We start from the raw sequence: 21,293 nt of genomic DNA, 5'->3' as shown, positions 1-21,293 counted from the left end.
GCAGAGACCGGCGAGAGCCCGGGCTGGCGTCAGCCGGCGAGCGTCGCTTGAGGGGTTGAGATTTCGACTTCGACCGTCTCGAACCGGGTCGAGAGCGTCGCCGTCGCGTCGCCGCCCTCAGCCGGCCACTCCGCATCCGCATCGGCGAGGGCCTGGCCGTGGTACGCGATGGCATCGTCGATCGACATCGCAGGCACCGGCACAGGGTCGCCGCTGCGGACCAGGCCATCGACGTGGAAGGCGAGCGCCTCGCTGATGTTCGCAAGCATCTCATCGGGGGTCTCGGCGGTGCTGATGCATCCCGGAACGTCTGGCGCGTAGGCGCCGTAGTTGTTCGGGGTCTGCTCAATGACGACTGCGTAGGTCAGCTTCATCGCAAACTCCGGCGGAGGCCTGCCTGTCTCAAGATGGTGAGCCACGTTCCCCTCGGCACCCCGTCTCGAAGCTACCCGGGATCGTGACCTTGCCCGGCTTGTCAGGACGGCGAAACTGCCGGTGGCTGCCACGTGTTCGCGCATGGACCCAACCGTCGCGTTCGACCAGCCGTATTGCGTCGCGCACTGTCGGCATGACCTGCTCCGTCCGGCCGTCCAAGACAGCTGCTCAGCGGCGCATTGCAAAATACTATGCTTTTTGCATGACGCAACTCGTTACGCGCATCGATGACGATCTTGCCGCCCAAGTTGACGACCTCGTCGCTGCCGGCGAATTCGAGTCTCGCTCCGACGCGGTGCGGCGTGGACTCACATCGCTGGTTGATGAGCACCGCAGACGGCGGATCGGCAAGGTCATCGTGGACGGTTACCTCCGCCATCCGCAGACCGAACACGACGTCGGATGGTCCGACGCAGCCACGGCGGCAATGATCGCCGATGAGCCGTGGTGACGCCCGCACGAGGCGACATCTGGTGGGCAGAAGCCGAGGACAAACGACGGCCGGTCTTGGTAGTGACCCGGACAGATGCCATCGCAGTGCTGAGGTGGATCATCGTCGCTCCGGTCACGCGCACGGTGCGCTCAATTCCCACAGAGATCCAGCTCGGACCCGCAGAGGGACTGAGCGACGAGTGCGCAGCGTCGTTCGACAACCTGCAACCGATCAACAAGTCGTTCCTCACCGAGCGCATCGGAAGCGTCGGATGGCGCTACGTCGAGATATGCAGCGCCCTGGAAGCGCTCGCCGACTGCTGACCCTCTAGGTGAGCCACGTCGTGGATGAGGGACGACACGGCATCCTTCAGCGGCCTCGCCGATCACTCTCGTCAGCGCAGCCCGAAGACCTTCGAAAGCGACGTTCCGCCTTCACCTCGTCCCCCGGCTCCGGCTGGTCGGTGCGACACATCTGTGACACTCTGCTGATTCGGGGTCGTGCAGCCGGTGCTCTTGAACTACTACTGCGTTGCGGTCGCTGTGGCCGTGGGGGCCGCCTCGGGGATCTTCTCGGTGCGGTGGCTGCGTGCAGGCCTGCGCAGCGGACGGGTTGTCGGGCGTGCTGCGGGCGTGGGATTGGTGGGCACGGCCGTGTTGAGCGTCGGGGCGCTGCTCATCACCGGTGCGGACGGGTTCACGCTGATCCATGTCGCCTATGTCGTTGGGACCGTGGGGGTGCCGCTGGCGGGCGGCATCGTGCGGCTTTGGGCCCGCCCGCGCCCACGGGCAATCACCGCCGCCTGCGTCATCGCCGTGGCCGCCGTCCCGGTCGGCGTCTACGCGACCTATGTGGAGCCCTTCTGGTTGAGGGTGGACGCCGTGGGGCTTGCGGTCGACGACGTCGATGAACGGATCCGGATCGGCGTGCTGGCTGATCTGCAGACCACCGCGGTCGGCGACTACGAGCGCGATGCGACCGAACGTCTGCTCGGCTTCGCGCCCGACATCGTCCTGGTGCCCGGCGACCTGTACCAGTTCGATGCCGAATTGCTGGACGAGCGAGCACCGCAATTCACACAGCTGATCAGGCGGATTGTCGACGATGTGCCGCTCGTGTACCTGGTGAGCGGCAACACCGACACCGTCGCGGGCCTCCGCCGGATCACCGCCCGCACCGGCGCGAGGGTGCTCGACAACGAGATCGACACGTTCGAGCTCAAGGGCGTCTCGGTGAGCATCGGCGGCACGACGCTCTTCGGCGACGACGCGGCGGCTCGGCGGATGGCAAAGCGGCTCGCGGGCAACGGGCAAGCCGGAGTGCGGATCCTCCTCGGGCACAAGCCGGACGCCATCGAGTTGGTGCAAGCGACGCCTGTCGATCTTCTGGTAGCCGGCCACACCCACGGCGGGCAGGTCTCGTTGCCGATCCTCGGCCCGCCGCTGACGTTGTCGAGCGTGCCGAGGCACGTCGCCGCAGGCGGGCTGCATGAGCTGGACGGGACACCGATCTACGTGTCGACCGGCGTGGGCCGCGAGCGCGGCAACGCCCCGCAGCTCCGATTCGGCGTGCGCCCCTCGATCGGGATCATCGACCTCGTGAGCGCCGCCGGTGATCTCGGGTGATCTCCGGCGATCGTCTGCCGGCCCGCCGAGAAGGCCCGCAACCACGACGCGATGCTGGCGGCGCTGCCGGCGACGGCCCTACCCGGCCAGAAGCTCAGCCCCACCCTGCTGCCGCTGCACACACACGTCGATCGGCCCCACGTCGGCAGGATCAACATCGAGCATCAGGGCGATCGCCTCGCAAGCGGCCGCCGGCACCTCGTCGAGGTGTCTCGCTTGCGAGAAGACGCCCCGAAGCGAAGGAACCGTTATCGCCCACCACTCGCCAGATTGCACAACTTCGACGCGATGTCCCAAGGTGGTCACGTCAGGTTTCATGGTTCAACCATCTTGTCAGCTTCGGCGAGGATGCCGCGAGCGCCACGGCGTGCCGAACTCTGCTGCGAAAGGGGCAGACTTCGGACAGCCGTCCTCTCGGGGACGTGTGCGAATTGCCCTCGTGGGACGTGCTCGCATTGCGACTGGCGGCTATAAGTGCAGGTCAGAGGCCTGCACTTGAACGTTCGTTTGCAGTCCGCGGAACGCTAATCGCCAAAATCCGGAACGCGGGTGGGCCGTCAGCGCAACGAAATCCGAGCCGGTTGGCATCACAATGACACCATAACCGCAGGTCAGAGGACATTTCGGTTGCAGTTCGCAGTGCTGGTTGGATCCGCTGGGACACGCTGAGGTCATGCCAATGCGGAACGCGTGGACTTACCGCCGCGAGTCCAGTGCAGCATGCCAGCGACAGCTGGCAGCTCCTTGGTGAGATCGAGGCGCTTGCCGTTAGCGAATGCCAGAGGTAGGTCCCGGCCGAAGCGGTCGATCCCTACGACGCAGTCGGGTCCGAAGCTCGATCAGCGCATGCTTGTGGGTGCCCGATATTCGGACGTGAGTGCTGACCAGGCACGATGTGCTGCGATTCTCGTGCCTCGTGTCTCGCATTCTTTGCCGCTTCCTCGCGGCGCTGGCCGGTCTGGCCGTGCGCTCGGGCCGTTCCAAGGATCTCGAGATCATCGTGTTGGGCCACCAACTGACGGTGCTCCGCCGGCATCACCACCAACCCAACCGGCGCCTGGACTACCCAAGCAGCCCGCAACCTGTACCTGCGCCAGAACGAACGACTCGCCGATGCCCGAGCACTCGTCCGTGACCGTGGCAGCCAATCCATCGACGCCTTCGACGAGATCTTCCGAACCGAGGGCCTCAAGATTCTCAAGACCCCGGTCCGGGCACCCATGGCCAACGCCTTCGCCGAGCGCTGGATCGGCACCGTGCGACGCGAGCTCCTCGACCGCACCATCATCTGGAACCAACGCCAGCTCCAGCGGCTCGTGATCGACCACATCGACCACTACAACATCCACCGGCCCCACCGCTCGCTCGATCAACGGCCCCCAGCGCCGACGCAACCGCCGAACGCCAACGGACAGCAGCTTCGAATTGTCCGAGCGACACGCTGCGGCGGACTAGTCAACGAACATCGAAAAGCCGCCTGACCAGCCACGACAGGGTTTCGGGCACCCACACGCCGATGGCCAGCCATCGCGCAGCCTGAACCGACGCGCCTGCGGCCGGAGTGGCCGTGACGACTGCACCGGCTCCGATAGGTGGGCGACGGTCATGGTGCGCCAGCTCCGGGACAGGAGCGCCGCAACGGCTCAGGAATCATGTCGCCGTGCGCCTCGATCAGATCGTCCACCAGAGACCAGATCTGGTCAAGGTCGAGTTCGCTGGCGGTCCGGGGATCGAGCATGGCCGCGTGGTACACGCACTCGCGACGCCCAGACTTCAGCGCCTCGACGGTCAACTCCTGGGCTGCGATGTTCGTCCTGATCAGCGCCGCCAGATGCGCCGGCAGGCGCCCCACAGCGGTCGGTGAGAGGCCCTCACTGCTCACCGTCGCCGGAACTTCGACGATGCACTCGCTAGGAAGGTTCTCGATCAGGCCGTCGTTCCGGACGTTGACGTACACCGTGCGCTCAGTTCCGGTCTCGAGGCTGTGGATGATCCGGGGCGCGAACTCGTCGCTACCGGGAACCTCCACGGAGCTGGAGGGATCCTCGAGGCGGCCCCTCAACTCATCCCATCCCGCGATCTGCAGTTTGCACCGCCGTATGTACTCGCGTACGGGAACCTGGAAACGCTCGGCCAGATCAGGACGGTGGTTCCTGAGGAAGTACGGGGTGTACTCCGCGAAGTGCTCGCTCGACTCCGTCACGAAATAGCCGACGCGGCGCAACATCTCGTACCGGACCGCGTCGGGAAGGCCCCACTCGCCGCGCCTGGGGGCGTCGGCGGGGTCCGGGTACAGACGCTTGAGTTCCGGATAGAGGTCGCGGCCGCGATGCTCGAGGCGGAGGAAGAAGGCCATGTGGTTGATGCCGGCCACGACGTAGTCGAGTTCCTCTACGACGATTCCGAGGTCCGAGGCCAAGTGGGCGGCGGTTTGGGGCACGCTGTGACACAGTCCGTAGACCTCCACCTCGCAGAACTCGGCCAGTCCCCACAGGTTGATGGCCATTGGATTCGCGTAGTTGAGAAGAACGGCGGCGGGGCACCGCCTCTTCATCGCCTCAGCCACCTCCACGAGGGCCGGGACGGTCCGCAGGCCCCGCATGATGCCGCCAATGCCGACCGTGTCGGCGATCGTCTGCTGCAGTCCGTAGCCCTCTGGCAGATCGAAGTCGATGACTGTGGCCGGCTCGTATCCGCCAACCTGGAACATCGTGACCACGTAGTCGGCACCCTCAAGGGCTGCGTCCAGGTCCGTCGTCGCCCTGACGCGCGCCGCGGCGCCCCGTGCCTGAACCAGTCGCAGGGCCACAGTCTCCGACGTCGCAAGCCTGCGCTCGTCGATGTCGTGAAGACGCAAGTCGAGCTCGTCACGCAGATCGTCGAAGGCGAGCAGATCACAGACGAGGCCGCGGGCGAACACCGTGCTTCCCGCTCCGATGAACGCGACCGCTACCACTTCGCTCCTCCTCGAAGAAGGCTGCTCCTGAACGGATCGTCCGTTAGAACTTCCGTTAAAAGATTCGGCCTGTGGATAACCCAATCTTGTAGATCGGCACTGAATCTAGCCGACGGATGTCGCCCACCCCAGCAGACCACGAGACAGAGATGTGGCTCCGCGTCGTCCGTCCACTAGAAGATCCATTAGAGGTCAAGCGGTCGCGCCAGTGATTCTTGCCAATGTGCGCTCGCCGGATACGCGTAGAAGTCTGCAGTGGCAGGACGGAAGGCGGTTCCCGCGCCCCGGTCGATCCGACCACCGCTTGGGGGTGACGATAGAATCAGGGTCCCCTATGGGTGGAACCCCGCTTCTGCCTGCTGTCGGTCTCGGTACTGCGCCGCTTGGAGGGCTCTACGCCCGAGTCTCGCCAATCGACGCCGCCGCTGCGGTAGCGGAGGCGGTGGAGATCGGCTACCGGTACTTCGACACCGCGCCCCTCTATGGCTACGGCGCGGCCGAGCGGGCCCTCGGCCGCGGACTGGAAGGCTGCGGGGCTCAAATGGCGGTGTCTACCAAGGTAGGTCGCATCATTGATGAGATCGCGCCGAGGCCCGCAGGCGACATGTTCGCCGGTGGCAGCGGCGCGACCATGTGGGACTTCTCCGCTGACGGGGTACGCCGGTCTTTGGAGGCGAGCCTGAAGCGACTGGGCCGCTCCTACATCGATGTCGTGTTCATCCACGACCCCGACCGTCACGCCCGCCAGGCCCTGGACGAGGCCTACCCGGCTCTGGAACGCCTACGTGATGAGGGTGTGATCGGAGCAGTGGGCGTGGGAATGAACGAACCCAAGCTCCCTACCCAGTTCGTGACCGACACCGACATCGACGCGGTGCTCATCGCGGGCCGCTACACGCTGCTGGACCGATCCGCTGATCGGGCACTCTTCAGCGCCGCCATGGCCCGAGGGGTCCATGTGATAGCTGCAGGCGTCTACAACTCCGGAATACTCGCCGCCGTCGAGACCAATCCCCACTTCGACTACGCAGTCGCCTCAGCAGAGATCGTGTCGCGGGCCCGCCAACTCCAAGCGGCGTGTGACGACTTCGGCGTGCCGCTTGCCGCGGCCGCGGTCCAGTTCGTCATCCGCCATCCAGCCGTAGGCACTGTGCTGCTCGGGGCCCGCAGCCAAGCTGAGGCCGCCGAGAACTGGTCCTACACCCACGCCGGTCTGCCCGATGACCTGTGGACCGCGCTCGACGAGATCATCGAAGGGGCAGACGATGTGGATTGACGCCCATCACCATCTATGGGATCCGTCGGTGCGGCCTCAGACCTGGATGGACCAGAGTTGGCCCATCAACCGCCCCTTCGACACTGGGGATCTGCGAGCCGCCATCGAAGGCACCCCAGTACAAGCCTCCATCGTGGTTCAAACCGAGCCCATCATCGACGAGACCCTCGAGATGCTGTCGGTGGCCGCCGCCGACCCGCTGATCGCGGGGGTGGTGGGGTGGCTAGACCTCCACAATGACGTGAACCGCCAACTCGACGAGCTTGCCCCCTCCCACGGCGACGAGCTCCTTGTCGGAGTCCGCCACCAGGCCGAGTCCGAGGCCGACCCGAACTGGCTGAGCACCAATCCAGTTGTGGAATCGGTGCGCGCTCTCGGCCGCCGCGGGCTCACGTACGACCTGCTCGTCAAGCCCCACCAACTCGCCTCCGCCATCAACTTGGCCCAAGCCACACACGACGCCACTCGCCTCGTGCTGGACCACTGCGCGAAGCCGCCCATCGGCTCAGACCTCACGAACTGGACCCGATCCATCCGGACCCTCGCCGGCTTCGAGCACGTTGCATGCAAACTCTCCGGCCTAGTCACAGAAGCCGACTGGGCGGCCTGGACCCCAACGGACCTCACGCTCGTCTCCGATGTCGTACTGGAGTGCTTCGGTCCCGACAGGACGATGTTCGGCTCGGACTGGCCCGTCTGCCTGCTCGCCGCCACCTACCACGAAGTCACCGACTCCGCTGACGCTATGACGACAGGACTGAGCGACCACGAGCGAAGCCAGCTATTCGAGGGCACTGCCCGCGAGTGGTACAGCCTCACGTAGCAGCCGGGTCCGTCCGTCCATTGGGAGATGCATGAGAAGTTGAGCGGTCGCGCCGGTCATTCCCGCCAATGTGCGCCCTCCGGGTACCCGAAGGAGTCTGCTGTGGCGGGACGGAAGGCGGTTCCCGCACCGGGCTGGGTGGGCAGCCGGTAGCAGCCCGCTGTGACCTCCACAGGCTGGGCCATGTGCTCGTGGAGGTGGTCTACGTATTCGAGCGCCAGTCGAGACGGGTCGGCGGCGACGTTGACGGCGTTGAAGAAGGCGAAGCGCTGGACGGCCACGCACAGGCCGACGCCCCCGGCGTGGGGAATTACGTCGACTTCTGCGTGGGCAGCTAGCAGGATCATGGCGACCAGGTCGTGAACGCCGGCAACTCTGGTCGCGTCGATCTGCAGGATCTGGGCGCCCCCAAGTTGCAGCAGCTGTTTGGCCATCGTGGGGTTGGCGAGGTGCTCGCCGGTGGCGATGGGCACCGGGTGCACGGCCTTGGCGATGGCGGCATGGCCGACAAGGTCGTCGGGATGGGTGGGCTCCTCGACCCAGCGCAGATCGAATTGCGCGAGCTGGTCGATGGCGGCGATGGCTTCGGGGACGCTCCAACGCTGGTTGGCGTCTATGGCCAGAGCGGTGTCAGACCCGATGGCGCAGCGGGCGATGCCGAGCCGCCTCCGGTCGCTGGCGAGGTCGGCACCGACCTTGAGCTTGATGGTGTTGAAACCGTCATCGAGGGCTTGCCGGCACAGCCGGTCGAGCTTGTTGTCGTCATAGCCCAGCCAGCCTGGAGAGGTTGTGTACGCGGCGAGGCCGTCACGGTGCAGATCAGCGATGCGGCTGTCGCGCTCGCTGCGGCGCTCCTCAAGCATCTCCCGGGCGTGTGCCGGGTCCAGGAAGTCCGCCAGGTAGGTCCAATCAACTAGAGCAACGACCTCGGCTGGCTCTAGGTGGCCCAGCGTGGCCCACAGCGGACGTCGTTCGCGCTTGGAGCGCAGGTCCCAGACTGCGTTCATGACCGCGCCCACTGCCATGTGAATCACGCCCTTGTCGGGACCCAGCCACCGCAGCTGGCTGTCCCAGGTGAGTTCCCGGTTGATCGCGCCGGGATCCTCCAGCAGCTCGTCCAGACTTCTGCCCACCAGGCGGTCAGCGACCGCGGCCAGCGCGGCGGCCTGGATGTCGTTGCCGCGCCCGATGGTGAACACGAAGCCGCAGCCGGTCAGATCCGGATCCGACGTCGACAGCTCCAGGTAGGCGGCGGAGTAGTCAGGGTCGGGGTTCATGGCATCGGAGCCGTCGAGTGTCCCGCTGGTCGGAAACCGCAAGTCAATCACCGCGGCGGCTCTGATAGTGGTCATCGCACTCGAACCTCTCTGAACCCGCTCGGCTCTAGAGCCGGGAATGCAAGCCCTGTGTTGATCGGTTGGTCCAGAGACCGGCGTGCAGCGCAGCTCCGACCACTCCGCTGAGATCTCCGTGGGCAGCGAGGGCGACCGGAGGCGGCGGCCGCAATGGCGCTAGGAGAGCCTCAAGCCGCGGACCTACAGCCTCTAGGAGATGTCGGCCTGCTTTGGAAAGCCCACCTCCTAAGACCACTATCTCTGGATCGCTGAAACACACGGCTGTGGCGAGGCCGTGGGCCAGCGCGTCCATGGCGGTGGACCAGACCCGCGCCGCGACGGGATCCTCGGACAATGAGGCCACGATCTGCGGGACGCCGAGGGCTTGTCCCGTCTCTCGACGGTAGGCATCGCTGATGGCTCGCCCGGATGCCACCCGCTCGAGGGGGCGGCTGTCGCTGCCGACCGGTACGAATCCCATCTCGCCTGCCAGTTGCGAGCCGCCGCGCTCGGTGCCAGCGACAGTGAAGTGGCGCGAAGCCACGCCCGTTCCGACAGACACGTACAACATCGACGCAGCGCCCACGCCGCGGCCTGTTTCCCACTCGGCTCGGGCCCCGAGGTAGGCGTCATGGTCCAGCACGATTGGCAGCCCAAGACCCCGCCCCACCGCGGCGGACACGTCGATATCGCGCCACCCCAGATTCGTCGCTTCAATCACGACGCCGGATGGACCGTCCACGATGCCCGCACAACCAATCCCGACTCCACGGACGTCGGCACCCTCCGCGGTGCACACGAGTTCGTCGATCGCTTCACGGATGGCTGCCAGGATCGCAGCAGCCGGCTTGTCGGGCCCTGTGCGTCCCCGCAGCACTCGGCCCAGCCCCGTGCCGTCGTAGACCGCTGCCTTGAAGGCGGTGCCGCCGATGTCGACGCCGATGGCGGCAGATGAGAGCGCTTCGGATTCAAAGCTTGTGTTTGGCGATGGGGATTGGGGGACATTGATGCGCTCGGTCCGGCGGTATGCGATCCTTCCTTCGAGCATGGTGGCTACCGGATGAAGCTGCGCGTCCACGATGGCGATATCGGCCCGGCGGCCTGGTGAGAGGCGGCCGCGTTCGGTGTCGCCGAGTAGATCGGCGGGGTTCGTCGATGCGACCGCGGCCAGCTCATCCCATGTGGCGCCGGTGACTCTCTGCACCTGCCGGACCGCCTCTGGCATCGTGAGCAACGAGCCGGCGAGGCTTCCATCGCCGTTACGGGCCGCTTCACCGCACTCGACGATCTCGCTTCCGATGCGGTAGGTACCAGCCGGCGCGCCCATGCCGGCCATCGCGTCGGTCACCAGGAAGATGCGGCCGGGTCCGGCCAGGCGCCAAGCGATCTGGATGGCTTCCTCGCTGAGGTGATGATCATCGGCGATAAGCGAGACATAGGCCTGGGAGTGCAGTAGCCCAGCACCAGCCGCGCCCACCTCACGGTGATGCAGCGGCCCCATCCCGTTGAAAACATGGGTTAATCCCGACGCTCCCGCGTCGAGCGCGGCGGACGCCTGTGCCGCAGTTGCGCCTGTGTGTCCGAGCGAAACAGCGATCCCCGCCTCGACCAGCCGCGCGATCGAGTTCGATGCACCCTCCACCTCGGGGGCGATGGTCACAAGAGCCACTACATCCGCCTCGCGGAGGAACTCGACTGAGAGTTCTTCAGAGCCGCTTACGAGTTCGGTGCGCGGATGGGCGCCCGCGTAGTCGGGCGCGAGCTCGGGCCCCTCGATGTGCAGGCCGAGCGGCATCGCGCCCCGATACCCGGCCGGCCGGGATCTGATCGCGTCATAGGCGGCTTGCCGCTGCTGCGGGGGTGAGGTTATGACCGTGGGTAGGAATGCGGTCACGCCATGGCTCAGGAGCCGCTCGCCGATCGACCACATCTTCGAGGGGTCGGTCGTGATGTCGTGGCCGAAGGCACCGTTCAGTTGCAGGTCGACGAATCCGGGCAGGGCCACGTGGGGGGTGAAGTCCAGATCCGCGTCGCCATCCGGGCCGCTGCCGGGCAGCGGACCCACCTCGACGATGCGGCCGGAGGCGACGACGATGCGGCCGCAGTAGAGCCCACCCCGTCCGTTCGGCAACATGGCGGCTAGGCGCATGTCGCTCGGCCCCCGGTGCGTTCCTCGACAACGTGTTGTGATCGCGACCCGGGGGACGACCCCTTCGACGGGACGACGCCCTTCAGCATTGCCCCACCCGGGCTCGGTCAGCCGACTCGAAGGCGTCGACGACAGCGAGGAAGTTGTCACCGATCCTTGCTTCAGCCTCGGTCTGGGCGGTCTCGCGGTTGCACAGCGCCAGGATTGGCTCCTGCCAGATGGAGCGACCGACGGCGAAACCCCGATAGTGCTCATTGCCGTCTCGGCAGGAAAACGCCTGCCGCAGCCTGCCGATGTCGGATCCTCCCCCCAAGATGAGAATCCCCGTGTCCGGGCGGGCCGATGCCACGAGCGCATCCAGGCGGGCAGCCTCCTGCGCGTTGGAATGGCCCTCCATCTTCCACAACGCGGGCGAGATCCCCGAGCTCAGGATCTCCTCCGCGGCCGCCCGCTGGAGGCCCGCAAGCACGCCGTCCGTGTGCAGCCGCGACGACGAGTCGTCCAGCCCGTCGTGCGGCCTGGGGTGGATCAGCAGCTCCAACAGGAGTTCAGCGCCGGAGTCTGAGATGACGTCGTGGATATCGCGCAGCGCAACCAGTTGCCGCCGCTTCCTGGTATCGAGATCGCCGGGATGCCATCGCATCAGCACCTTCCCGAACCCTCCTCGGAGCGCGAGCAGCTCCCGACGCAGGACGGCGGCTGCCGCGTCGGGGCGGAGCGTGTCGCCTCCTGACTCCTCCAGGGCGAGGGCGACCCGGACGCCGGCCGAGTCGGCTTCACGTCCGATGCGCTCGTTGCCGCGGTCGATGAGTACGGCAACGTCGGCGTCCTCGGCAACGTCTGGCAGCGCCGTCTTCAGGCCCTGCCAGACGATCTGCTTCAGCTCACTGAGGTGTGCCGGCCCAGTATTGGCTCCGATGACGCTCAGAGCACGCCGGTGGCTGCGGCGATGGTCGAACGCCACCATGTACACCGGACGCTGATGCACGAGTTTGATCATTGCTGCTCATATGTGTCTGCAAGGACACCCGTACCCTGGCGGGTGTCTTCGCCCAGAGGGGTCTGTCCCGTCGTGGGATTCAGTTCCACATGGGCGTGAACCCCGAGCGGGGCGTCCGGGTCCAGGCCCTTGGCCAGGCCGCGCCGCAGACCGGCGAGCTGGGACACGATCAGGCAGGCCACCGCAGTCGATACTTCCGAGGCGCCGCGAGGAGTCTCGATGCTGCAGCGCGGGTCCGGGCCCACCGTGAACACCCGGGCTCCGCAGGCCTCGATGTCGGCTGCCACGGCGAGTTCATGGGCGAGGCTGGTGCCGCACAGGACGAGGGCGGCGGTGCGCTGGTCCGCGAGCGAGATCGGTCCGTGGCGGAAGTCCAGGACGGGGAACCCTTCGGCGAACGTGGCCGACATCTCCTTGATCTTCAGCGCGGCCTCAGGCGCCAGCTGCCCGTTCAATCCACTACCGAGCACGAACACCGACTCGAGCGATACATCAGCAAGCTGCTCGGTCATGTCCGGGGCCGCGTTGATGACTTCCTCACCCATCTCGCTGATCCCCTCGAAGACGGCCGCGGCGTTGCTGCCGGCCGCGGTGAGCTGCGCGGCCAGGGAGGCCAGGAGCATGCTGGTGAACGATCTCGTCTGCACCACCGACTCCTCCGAGGCGAAGTCGACAACGACGGATTCGGTGCACACCTCGCTCAGCGGACTGTGGGGGCTTGCAGTCACGGCCATCAGCGTCGAGCCCAGCCTGCCGGCTCGCCGGCACGCTTCGATCGTCTCGGTGGTCTCGCCCGACCTGGAGACGGCGACCACCGTATGGGCGCGGGGTGACTGCGGGTCCGATGCAAGCCAGATCTCCGAGGCCGCCTCGGACCACGCGAACGTCGGCAAACTCCGACGGTGGGCGAAGGCCAACGCCCGGGCGAGGTGAGCCGTAGATCCACAACCGATGTACAGGGTCGGCCCCCGAGTCAGCTCGTGCTGCAACGCAGTTGCGGACACCCCGACCTCGACGGCTCGAGGCCAAAGGCCAGGCTGGGAAGCGATCTCCGCAGAGGTCGCAGACCCGGCGCCGTGACTGGCGGCCTGGGTCTGCGGCTCGGTCACGCCGTGCCCGATGGTGCGCTCGGGTGCGCGACGGCAACGCCGGCGACCGCCAGCCGCAGCAGGTTCTGGATCGAACGCTGACGTGCGCCCTTCATGGGCGGCTCCCCGTTCGGTCAGCGCCCAATAGAAGAGATTGGGACGAGGCTTCGTCTGGAACCTGCTCCGGCAAATCGCGGGGATCGACCACTGTGCTGTGGCGACGGGCCTCTTCGGTGGCGAAGGCCACGCGGTGGGTGCGCAGGGCCTCCCCGAACGCTTGCCGTCCTGCCTTCGTAGGCTCACCGATCTCGTCCAGGTACCGGTGCACGAGGGCGCGGTCGCCGCCGGCGTGGCTGGCGCTCAGGCCTGCGCGCTCGGCACCATCGGCAGCCCAGAACCGGCGGCGCCGATCAGAAAACGAGTAGAGCTCGACCCCCGCGGCGGTCACAGTGGCCTCCGCTTGGGTGCCCGAGATGATCGTGTGCCTGCTGCGCAACTCGGTGAACGCGCTGAGGGTGATCGTGGCGGTCTGACCGCCCGCGAACAACAGTGACGCCACCTGGGTGTCAGCCACGTCGTTGTCGCCGAGGTAGACGCACCGGCCATACCGGCTGTTCTCCAATGCGTCCCTGACCGATGCGACCGTCGGGTCGGCCACGATGGCCTCGACGGGCCACGAGAAGTCTCCCGCGAGGGCCGCGTCCAGGTAGATCCTCCGAGCGTCGTAGACACAGTCCACCGAGCAGTCAATACAGCGCTCGGCAGCACCGGTCGGCCTCGATTCAGGCCGGAAGTGGGTGAGGCTGGCGAACGATGACACCGCCACGCACTCGGAGTCGATCAGGTGCATGATCCAATCCACGTCATGGCACGCCTTGGCCACCATGAAGTCAGCGGCCGTGGCGGTGGAGTGCCAGTTGCCCCGGACGAACGAGTGGGCGAAGTGCCAGAACCCGACCGGCTCGAGATGCAGAACGTTGACTATGTCGCCTATGGCGCCGTCGGCGATCAGCGAGCGCAGCAGCCGTGTGTATGGCGCATACCGCAGCACGTGGGCCACCAGGATGGGCGGGGCGGCATCGCCGAGTCCGGCCCGGAGCCGACAGCAGTCCTGCCATGACCGCGCGATCGGCTTCTCGAGCAACATGGGCACTCCCAGCCGAGCGAACCGCAGGGTCGGCTCGACGTGCATGTCGTCCATCGTCGCCACAATCACGCCGTCGACCTCACCGGCGTCCAGCTCGAGGGCGTCCCAACTCGACGCTTGCCGCGCCCCGGCCGACCCGAACGAGCTGAGGAGCCGCCGCTGCTTGCGGACGTCGGGCTCGGCGACGGCCACGACCTCGGCGCCGCGCTCGGCGGCCAGACGGGCGTAGGTGTAACCCCTCGTTCCGGCCCCGATCACCGCCAGCTTCAGACCTTGGTTCACCGTCGTGCTCATGGGCTCATCCCTTCATGTCCGTGAGGGTGATGCCGCGGATGAGGTGCTTTTGCCCCAACGCCAACATGACGACAAGCGGCACGATCGACACCGTGGCCGCGGCCATGGTCAGGCCCCAGTCCACCTGGTACTGGGTCACGAAGTAGCGAATCCCGACGCTGAGCACCCGCCGCTCGTTGTTGTTGGCCACCACCAGCGACCAGATGAACTCGTTCCAGAACCCAGCAGGTTCGAAACGATGAACGTTGATGATCTCACTGAGGACACCGTCCGTAATTGGCTATCAGTCAACCCTTCGAACTGCCGGATAGCAGGCCGCTAGCAAACTGTTTCTGCAACAATAGATAGTAGATGAGAATCGGTATAGAGGCCAAAAACATGATCGCGAACATCTGCCCATAGTCGTTGTTGTACTGGCCCAGAGCCACAAAGATCCCTGAGGTGATTGTTATGCCCTGGCTGGGTCCCAGGATGAACAGCGGCGTCACTAGGTCGTTCCAGGTCCACAAACCGATAAAAATAGCGACAGTCGCAGTCGCCGGGCGCAGCAGTGGAAAGATGACGTACACCAGCGTCTGCATCGGCGTAGCGCCGTCAACGAGAGCAGCCTCATCGAGATTCTTGGGGAGTGTCGACATGAAGCCGACGTAGACGAACACGGCGAATGACAGAAAGCCTCCCCCGACGTTGAACAGCACCAGCCCGGGAAACGTTCGAGCGATACCGAGAAATTCCAGCACCTCGACTGCGGGGATGAAAACCACGTGAGGGGGGATCATCATGCCCGACATCAGCACTATGAGAGCGATCTTTGTGATTCTGTTCCGGCGCCGCACTACCCAGTAGGCGACCGTGGCGGCGATGGGGACGATGATGATGACGGTGGCAGTCGAAATTATCATGCTGTTCCGCAACCCGATCCACAACAGATTGTCAGAGCGAGTCAGGCCATCGACCAAATTCTGCGTGGTGACGGGGTTCGGCAAAGCGAGGGGTCGGCGCGAGATCTGCGTGTTGATCTTGAGGACATTCACGACGGCTATGTAGAGCGGAAGCGAGAATGCTGCGACGGAGATGCCAGCGAGCAGCAAGCGCGTCCGACGCGTCAGTGTTGTCTCGCGGGTCCTGCTCACAGCTGGACCTCACGACGTCGCATCAGACCGATCACGATTGCGGACACAGAACCGATGATCAACAAGAGCACAAACGCGATAGATGACGCGTAGCCGGTCCGGTTGTTTGTGAACCCCATGCGCAGGAGGTAGAACACTGCGGTTTCCGTCCGGAAACCTGGACCCCCACCGGTCAGCACGGCTACGTGGTCATACAGTCGGAGTGTGGTGATGAGGACGATCGTCACTGCGATGGTCACGCCTTGCCCCATGAGCGGAAACGAGATCTTGGAGAAGCGCTTCCACGCTCCTGCGCCGTCGATCCGAGCGGCGTCCAATAGCTCATCCGGTACCGACTGCAGAGCCGCTAGGTAAACCACGGTAGTAAAGCCGATCATCTGCCAGATAACCACCGCCGCAATCGACCAGAGCGCCAAGTTCGGCTTGCCCAACCATGGCTCGGCCAGGCGCTCCAATCCGATGGACTCAAGCACCGAGTTCAGGATCCCACGGTTGGACAGGATCGTGACGAAGACGAAACTCACCACGACTGCACTCAAGACTTGAGGTATGAAAACCAGCGTACGGAGGACACGATAGTAGCGCGACGTCCCATCCAAAAGGACAGCCAAGGCCAATCCACCCACATTTGCGCCGATTGTGACGGCGATTGTCAGCTTCGCCGTGTTCTTGAGAGCCCGGTGCAGCGGCTCGTCGCCGAACAATTCGCGATAGTTGTCGAGGCCGACGAAGTTGGCGTCCTTGAGCAGCGGATTCTGGTCGGTGAACCCGATATAGAAGCTAATTGCCAGAGGTATGAGAACAAACGTCGTGAACAGCAGCAGGCCTCCGGAGGCCGCAACCTCGAGCATCGTAAACCGGCGCCCTCCGCTCCGACGATGGATCAATCGATGCAAGGAAGACCTTCACCTCCCTCAGGAGAAACTCTTCGGCCTGCCGCACCTCGCACCACAGGTCGAAGAGAATTGCCGCACGTCCATTAGGAGGCCTGATCTAGCGGTTCGCGGCGTCGAAGGCTTCGTCGAGTCGGGCCATCTCGTCGACGACGTCGTCACCGAGGAAGATGTTCTGCGCTGCCGCGTAGAACTCATCGTTGAAGCCCGGGGGCATGAGCATCCGGTCATTGACGGTCCAAGCGAATGGGGGCACGACGGTGTTGCTCGTGTCCGTGGTCCAGGCGAAGGCCTCGTTGTAAATGGGCAGCACGTCAGCACCAAGATCGGGCGCTCCCTGTCCCTTCACATACACGAACAAGCCGTCAGACTCAATCAAGAAACGCGACACCTCAGGGTCGGTGTGCCAGTTCTGCGCGAATTGCATCGCTCTGTCGACGTCCTCGGCCAGAGCCGAGACCGACAAGTTACCGCCGACGTGAAGCGGGACGACCACATCCCCGCTGTCGGTTGGGAACGGGAATACACCCACAGGGAAGTCAGCTTGCCCGGCCGCACCCAGCCACCACGAACCCATCATGTACATCGCTGCCTCCCCGTCGAGGAAGGCGTTGGTGGCACCATCGTAGTTGACGCCGAGCGCTCCGGCATCAAGTAGGCCCTCATCGACGAACTGCTTCCACTTATTGGCCGCGGCCACAACATTGTCATTGGAGAACGACACCTCGCCGGCTGTGCGCTTGATGACCCAATCGGGGTCCTGGCCCAGCACGTCGACTGCCATGATCGTGGAGAGCGTTAGCGAAGCAGACCAAGGCTCCGCTCCGGCGTAGGAGATGGGCACGAGCCCTGCATCCTTGGTTGCCTTCGCAACATCGAGGAACTCGGCGTAGGTGGTCGGGACGTCTAGACCAAGCTCAGCAAAGACGCTCTCGTTGTAGAAGACCATGGTGATGATCTGGCCACCCGATGGCGTCTGCCAGGCGTTGCCGTCGATCTTCGTGGCATCCGGGAAGAGGTAGTGCTCGTTGAGGTAGTCGTCGCGGAATGGGACCAGCAGGCCGGCCTCCACGAAGTCATTGACGTTCAGTGCGGCCAGAACATCGGGGAGCTGGCCCGAGGCCTGGAGTTGCTTTGCGTAGGCCGTCCTGTCGAGATCCGGAGTCACGAGTTTGACGACATTCAGCCCGTCAATGGGTGCTGCAGCTGCGGCCAATGTGGCGTCCCAGAACTCGGGAGTAAGCGCCGGCGTTTCAAAGACAAGCACCTCCAGATCGAACTCTTCCGCGGGCGCAGCACCGTCGTCGGCCGCGGGCGCAGCACCGTCGTCGACCGCGGGCGCAGCACCGTCGTCGACCGCGGGCGCAGCACCGTCGTCGACCGCGGGCGCAGCAGTGTCGTCGGCCGCAGGTGCAGCACCGTCGTCGACCGCGGGTGCAGCGCCCTCGTCGTCGCCACATGCCCCGGCTATCAAGGCCAACAGAAGAAACACCCCAAAGAGTCGGACGATGATATTGGACTTGGACATTGAGAATCCCCCTTCGAGTAATCGATTACTCGAACACTCGATCTTACAACACAACCTCAACGGTCTGTCAAGTGGCGATTTGAGCCTCGCCGTGTCGCGCTGAGGCCGAGATGCGTGAACAGCCAAGGGACCTCGCTGGTTGCCATGCATGGCTCCGGTGGCGCAAGGCTCATGCGAGGGCTCACCGTGAGGGGCTGGTCACCAACCCCCAAGCTCACACGCCGCATCTGGCGCAACGAACGCCTTCAGCGGCCTTCTCAGCGCAAGGCCAGGCGCCGCCTCTCAGTCGGCAACGCCGCACGGCCGCGCGCCCAAGGGTCCCAACGATGTGTGGGCGCTGGACTTCTGTTCCCGACGAGACATTGGATCGGCGCCGCATCAAGCTGCTCAACGTGGTTGACTAGCGCACACGCGAGGCCCTCGCTGTCGAAGCCGACCACAGCATCGGCGCTGGCGGCGGCGTCGCCACTGTGGAGCGCCTCGTCACACACCGAGGCGCTCCAGCGCACCTAAGCTTGGACAACGGCCCCGAGCTCATCCCCTCAGTCGCCGATTGGCCATCGCCTATTGTTCACGACCATGGCGACAATCCGCGACGTGGCGGCTGAGGCTCGATTATCGACGGCCACAGTGTCCCGAGTAATAAACAACAACGGCCGCGTGGATGTGGCGTTGGCAGCTCGCGTGAACGAGGCCATTGACCGGCTCGGCTATCGGGCGAACCCGCTCGGCCGCGCGCTGCGACGCAAACGGACGCCTATCTGGGGCTTCCTGGCATCTGACATCGAGGCTCCTTTCTTCGCGTCGCTCCTGCACGGGCTCGAAGGACAAGCTTTGCTGAACGACAAGCTGCTCATGCTGTGCAACACGGGCGAGGATCTCGAACGAGAGCGCCAGTACATCCAGACAGCGCTCGACTACCAGTTCGGTGGACTTGTCATCGCGGCAGCATCGATGACCGCGACCGAGTTGGACGTGCTCCAAGACGAGATGCCAGTCGTGCTGGTTGACCGTGTCTCGGCTACTTACCCCGAGATCGATGCAGTGCTGGTCGACAACCACCTCGGGGCCCACTTGGCGGTGACTCACCTGTTGGAGAATGGCTACCGGCGTATCGGGTTCATAGCCGGTCCGTCGGACATCAGCACGGCTCAACAGCGTCGAGCGGGCTACTGCTCAGCGCTCGTCGACTATGGGATCGGCGCGACTGATGACCTCGTCGCGACCGGCGATTTCTTCGCCCCCAGCGGTTACGCAGCAGCAACGGCGCTTGTCACGGCGGATCAACCTGCGGATGCATTGTTCGTCGCAAACGGACAGATGGCAGTGGGAGCTTACGCTTCGGTGCGCGACCTCGGCCTCTCCATCCCAGATGAGTTGGGGTTCGCTACATTCGATGACGATCTGTGGACGACGCTGGTCGATCCATCAATTACCGTTGTGCGGCAACCTGCCTATGAACTCGGCGAGGCTGCAGCCGATATTCTGCTGCGTAGAGAGAGCGTTAAGGATCGAAAAGCGGACGAGGTCGTCCGCCACATCTTGGAACCCGAACTAATTGTGCGGGCCAGCAGCTGTCGCGAGGTGGGCTCCTGACTTGGGTCCGCGTGTCCCCTCAACGGGCCTCGCAACTGAGCGGCACGGTTCGCCGCCAATCGGCTCAGAGGACACCCTTGCGAATCGTCGCGTTCCCATAGGGACGCGACTCACCTGTCTGCACGATGACAACGGCGGACCTGGCGTAATCGTAGAAATCGTGCCGCTTGAGTCCCACGACGTGCTCATCGGCTACCCCGGCGCGTCTGAGAACGGCTCTGCACTCAGCATGAACTTCGACCTCGCCGCGTGGTGCGGCCATTAACATGGCGCTGGGCAGATCGTCGATATCCACCGGAATTGCCGAGACTACGGCCTCAAGCGCTTCCGGTGTAGAACATCCCACAAGCCGGACGACCGGCGGACCCAAGGAGCCCGCGGGGAAGTTGCGATCTACAATGGCTGCCACGTCCCCGTGCCCCATCCCAGCCAAGGCCATGAGCAGTTCCGGGGACAGCCGCGGGTCAACACCGATGATCATTTGACTCCTTAGTAATCGATTACTCAAACTATAGAACGTGTCGCACAGGAGCCGCAAACGAACCGGTGTCGTTCACTAGCGCGGTTCAACCTGTGCCATCGCTTGCTCCCGACGGACCCACCACCCCATCGTCCCCGCCTGGCAGCGAGGCGCGTCGATCACCATGCGCATGGACACACCACTCGAAGAACTCGACGCCGAAGACCCCACGCTGCGTCCCGGCAGCGTCTCGTCGATAGCCGAATCCGATCCGCACTTCGACATCGTCTTCGGATGCCGCGAAGACTGCGAATCAGGCAACCGCGACCACAAAGAAAGGCTCCGCGACAAACGGTGCATCACCAAGTCCCGAGACAACAACCGCTACCAAGCCCTCGGCTTCCAGCTCCTCCAGCTCGCACGAGCGATGCTCGCCCACGCCAAACGCACCGGCAACCACCACACCGAAATCTTCGGACGGCTCCTCGTCCCCGAGAGCGACAGCCAGACTCTGCCCCCGACTCGGGAGGGTCTTGCCGTGCAGCAGCTACGGCGGTGGAGCCGTGCGGTTTATCAGCGGGACTCAGGGTGAGGCTTCCAACTGCCAGGTTCCGCAGGCGTCGGTCTCGAAGTACTCGCCGTCATTTAGCTCAACTCGCCTGCCCCACGCATCGCCAAAGTGGGTGGTGACCACGGCGTTGAGCGATCCGCTGAGATCGGTGACGGCCGCGTAGTAGCAGACGGACCCGGTACCGGTGGCGACGTAGCGGCCAGGTGTCAAGTCGGTGCCGACTAGGTACATGCCGTCTTGCTGTATCAAGGCCAGTGGGCGCGAAAACGGCAACGGCTCCGGCTGAGCAGCCGGTGCCAACTCGAGATCGGCGACAGTGCTGACTTGGGGATGTGCGGCGGGCCTTGGCCACGGCCCCCACTGTGCTGCCGCGAGCCAGCCGACGCCCACGCCGATCGCGAGCACCGACCCGAGTGCCACAAAGGACGGGCGTCGGCGGTTCGTGTCGTCGGGCAGTCGCCGGAGTTCGATGTCCGCGCCAGCGGATCGATCGCGCGTGGCGGGCGCTGCGCGAGCGCTGGTCGCGGTGGTTCGTCGCACTCTCGGGGATCG

22 protein-coding genes and 1 pseudogene are annotated in these 21,293 nt (G+C 64.9%); 8 read left to right on the top strand and 15 right to left on the bottom strand.

The window, feature by feature from the left end; genetic code table 11:
- Positions 1-29: 29 nt before the first annotated feature.
- Entirely contained in the window at positions 30-374 is a 345-nt protein-coding gene (locus ACPXYO_RS04280) for a type II toxin-antitoxin system HicB family antitoxin (protein WP_423916927.1), read from the bottom strand.
- Positions 371-570, bottom strand: a pseudogene (locus ACPXYO_RS04275) (type II toxin-antitoxin system HicA family toxin). The gene ACPXYO_RS04280 and the pseudogene ACPXYO_RS04275 overlap by 4 nt, the downstream one beginning before the upstream one ends.
- A 67-nt stretch (positions 571-637) precedes the next feature.
- On the opposite strand from ACPXYO_RS04275, the gene ACPXYO_RS04270 reads away from it, so the two are divergent.
- The 3 genes from ACPXYO_RS04270 to ACPXYO_RS04260 all read left to right on the top strand — a co-directional run bounded on the left by ACPXYO_RS04270 (position 638) and on the right by ACPXYO_RS04260 (position 2,493).
- Positions 638-886, top strand: coding sequence for a ribbon-helix-helix domain-containing protein (locus ACPXYO_RS04270; protein ID WP_423916925.1), 249 nt, complete (start codon positions 638-640; stop codon positions 884-886).
- Entirely contained in the window at positions 883-1,191 is a 309-nt protein-coding gene (locus ACPXYO_RS04265) for a type II toxin-antitoxin system PemK/MazF family toxin (RefSeq protein ID WP_423916823.1), read from the top strand. The genes ACPXYO_RS04270 and ACPXYO_RS04265 overlap by 4 nt, the downstream gene beginning before the upstream one ends.
- Before the next feature lie 186 nt (positions 1,192-1,377).
- The gene (locus ACPXYO_RS04260; protein ID WP_423916923.1) at positions 1,378-2,493 is read left to right on the top strand and encodes a metallophosphoesterase; all 1,116 of its coding nucleotides are present in this window, start codon (positions 1,378-1,380) and stop codon (positions 2,491-2,493) included.
- Between the two features lie 78 nt (positions 2,494-2,571).
- Here the strand turns inward: ACPXYO_RS04260 and ACPXYO_RS04255 are convergent, their stop codons facing one another.
- Positions 2,572-2,811: a type II toxin-antitoxin system HicB family antitoxin gene (locus ACPXYO_RS04255; RefSeq protein ID WP_423916921.1), complete on the bottom strand. Its 240-nt coding sequence runs from the start codon at positions 2,809-2,811 to the stop codon at positions 2,572-2,574.
- Between the two features lie 902 nt (positions 2,812-3,713).
- On the opposite strand from ACPXYO_RS04255, the gene ACPXYO_RS04250 reads away from it, so the two are divergent.
- Complete coding sequence (locus ACPXYO_RS04250) at positions 3,714-3,974, top strand: integrase core domain-containing protein (protein WP_423916919.1); 261 nt, start codon at positions 3,714-3,716, stop codon at positions 3,972-3,974.
- A 122-nt stretch (positions 3,975-4,096) separates the two neighbouring features.
- On the opposite strand, the gene ACPXYO_RS04245 is transcribed toward ACPXYO_RS04250, so the two are convergent.
- Entirely contained in the window at positions 4,097-5,449 is a 1,353-nt protein-coding gene (locus tag ACPXYO_RS04245) for an alpha-glucosidase/alpha-galactosidase (protein ID WP_423916917.1), read from the bottom strand.
- Positions 5,450-5,783: 334 nt separating this feature from the next.
- Between ACPXYO_RS04245 and ACPXYO_RS04240 the strand changes: the two genes are divergently transcribed.
- Positions 5,784-6,725: an aldo/keto reductase gene (locus tag ACPXYO_RS04240; protein WP_423916915.1), complete on the top strand. Its 942-nt coding sequence runs from the start codon at positions 5,784-5,786 to the stop codon at positions 6,723-6,725.
- Entirely contained in the window at positions 6,715-7,548 is an 834-nt protein-coding gene (locus ACPXYO_RS04235; RefSeq protein WP_423916914.1) for an amidohydrolase family protein, read from the top strand. The genes ACPXYO_RS04240 and ACPXYO_RS04235 overlap by 11 nt, the downstream gene beginning before the upstream one ends.
- A gap of 56 nt (positions 7,549-7,604) precedes the next feature.
- Here the strand turns inward: ACPXYO_RS04235 and ACPXYO_RS04230 are convergent, their stop codons facing one another.
- The 9 genes from ACPXYO_RS04230 to ACPXYO_RS04190 form a co-directional block, all read right to left on the bottom strand.
- On the bottom strand, positions 7,605-8,900 hold the full coding sequence (locus tag ACPXYO_RS04230; protein ID WP_423916912.1) for an enolase C-terminal domain-like protein: 1,296 nt from the start codon (positions 8,898-8,900) through the stop codon (positions 7,605-7,607).
- Positions 8,901-8,931: 31 nt separating this feature from the next.
- On the bottom strand, positions 8,932-11,016 hold the full coding sequence (gene nagA / locus ACPXYO_RS04225) for an N-acetylglucosamine-6-phosphate deacetylase (RefSeq protein WP_423916911.1): 2,085 nt from the start codon (positions 11,014-11,016) through the stop codon (positions 8,932-8,934).
- A gap of 97 nt (positions 11,017-11,113) precedes the next feature.
- A complete protein-coding gene (locus tag ACPXYO_RS04220; protein ID WP_423916909.1) occupies positions 11,114-12,031 on the bottom strand; it encodes a 2-deoxy-5-keto-D-gluconate 6-phosphate aldolase domain-containing protein in 918 nt (305 codons plus the stop codon).
- Positions 12,028-13,140 (bottom strand): SIS domain-containing protein, encoded by a 1,113-nt coding sequence (locus ACPXYO_RS04215; protein ID WP_423916907.1) that lies wholly within the window; start codon positions 13,138-13,140, stop codon positions 12,028-12,030. Before ACPXYO_RS04215 ends, ACPXYO_RS04220 begins: the two co-directional genes overlap by 4 nt.
- Positions 13,141-13,231: 91 nt before the next feature.
- Positions 13,232-14,560: a Gfo/Idh/MocA family protein gene (locus ACPXYO_RS04210; RefSeq protein WP_423916905.1), complete on the bottom strand. Its 1,329-nt coding sequence runs from the start codon at positions 14,558-14,560 to the stop codon at positions 13,232-13,234.
- A 4-nt stretch (positions 14,561-14,564) separates the two neighbouring features.
- The gene (locus ACPXYO_RS04205; protein WP_423916903.1) at positions 14,565-14,750 is read right to left on the bottom strand and encodes a hypothetical protein; all 186 of its coding nucleotides are present in this window, start codon (positions 14,748-14,750) and stop codon (positions 14,565-14,567) included.
- A 97-nt stretch (positions 14,751-14,847) separates the two neighbouring features.
- Entirely contained in the window at positions 14,848-15,693 is an 846-nt protein-coding gene (locus ACPXYO_RS04200) for a carbohydrate ABC transporter permease (protein WP_423916901.1), read from the bottom strand.
- Positions 15,690-16,544, bottom strand: a complete 855-nt coding sequence (locus tag ACPXYO_RS04195) for a carbohydrate ABC transporter permease (RefSeq protein WP_423916900.1) — start codon at positions 16,542-16,544, stop codon at positions 15,690-15,692. Before ACPXYO_RS04195 ends, ACPXYO_RS04200 begins: the two co-directional genes overlap by 4 nt.
- Positions 16,545-16,686: 142 nt before the next feature.
- Positions 16,687-18,114: an ABC transporter substrate-binding protein gene (locus ACPXYO_RS04190; protein ID WP_423916898.1), complete on the bottom strand. Its 1,428-nt coding sequence runs from the start codon at positions 18,112-18,114 to the stop codon at positions 16,687-16,689.
- 579 nt (positions 18,115-18,693) lie between these two features.
- On the opposite strand from ACPXYO_RS04190, the gene ACPXYO_RS04185 reads away from it, so the two are divergent.
- Complete coding sequence (locus tag ACPXYO_RS04185) at positions 18,694-19,710, top strand: LacI family DNA-binding transcriptional regulator (RefSeq protein WP_423916897.1); 1,017 nt, start codon at positions 18,694-18,696, stop codon at positions 19,708-19,710.
- Positions 19,711-19,774: 64 nt separating this feature from the next.
- Here the strand turns inward: ACPXYO_RS04185 and ACPXYO_RS04180 are convergent, their stop codons facing one another.
- A complete protein-coding gene (locus ACPXYO_RS04180; protein WP_423916895.1) occupies positions 19,775-20,191 on the bottom strand; it encodes an RbsD/FucU family protein in 417 nt (138 codons plus the stop codon).
- A 169-nt stretch (positions 20,192-20,360) separates the two neighbouring features.
- Between ACPXYO_RS04180 and ACPXYO_RS04175 the strand changes: the two genes are divergently transcribed.
- Positions 20,361-20,762 (top strand): hypothetical protein, encoded by a 402-nt coding sequence (locus ACPXYO_RS04175; RefSeq protein ID WP_423916893.1) that lies wholly within the window; start codon positions 20,361-20,363, stop codon positions 20,760-20,762.
- Here ACPXYO_RS04175 and ACPXYO_RS04170 read toward each other — a convergent pair.
- On the bottom strand, positions 20,754-21,281 hold the full coding sequence (locus ACPXYO_RS04170) for a hypothetical protein (protein WP_423916891.1): 528 nt from the start codon (positions 21,279-21,281) through the stop codon (positions 20,754-20,756). The two genes, ACPXYO_RS04175 and ACPXYO_RS04170, sit on opposite strands and share 9 nt — an antisense overlap.
- Between the last annotated feature and the right edge of the window lie 12 nt (positions 21,282-21,293).

It is taken from the genome of Candidatus Poriferisodalis sp. (assembly GCF_965237655.1).
Lineage (GTDB): Bacteria > Actinomycetota > Acidimicrobiia > Acidimicrobiales > Poriferisodalaceae > Poriferisodalis.
The sequence above is the reverse complement of the archived record's forward strand: the minus strand, read 5'-3'. Positions and strand labels throughout refer to the sequence as shown.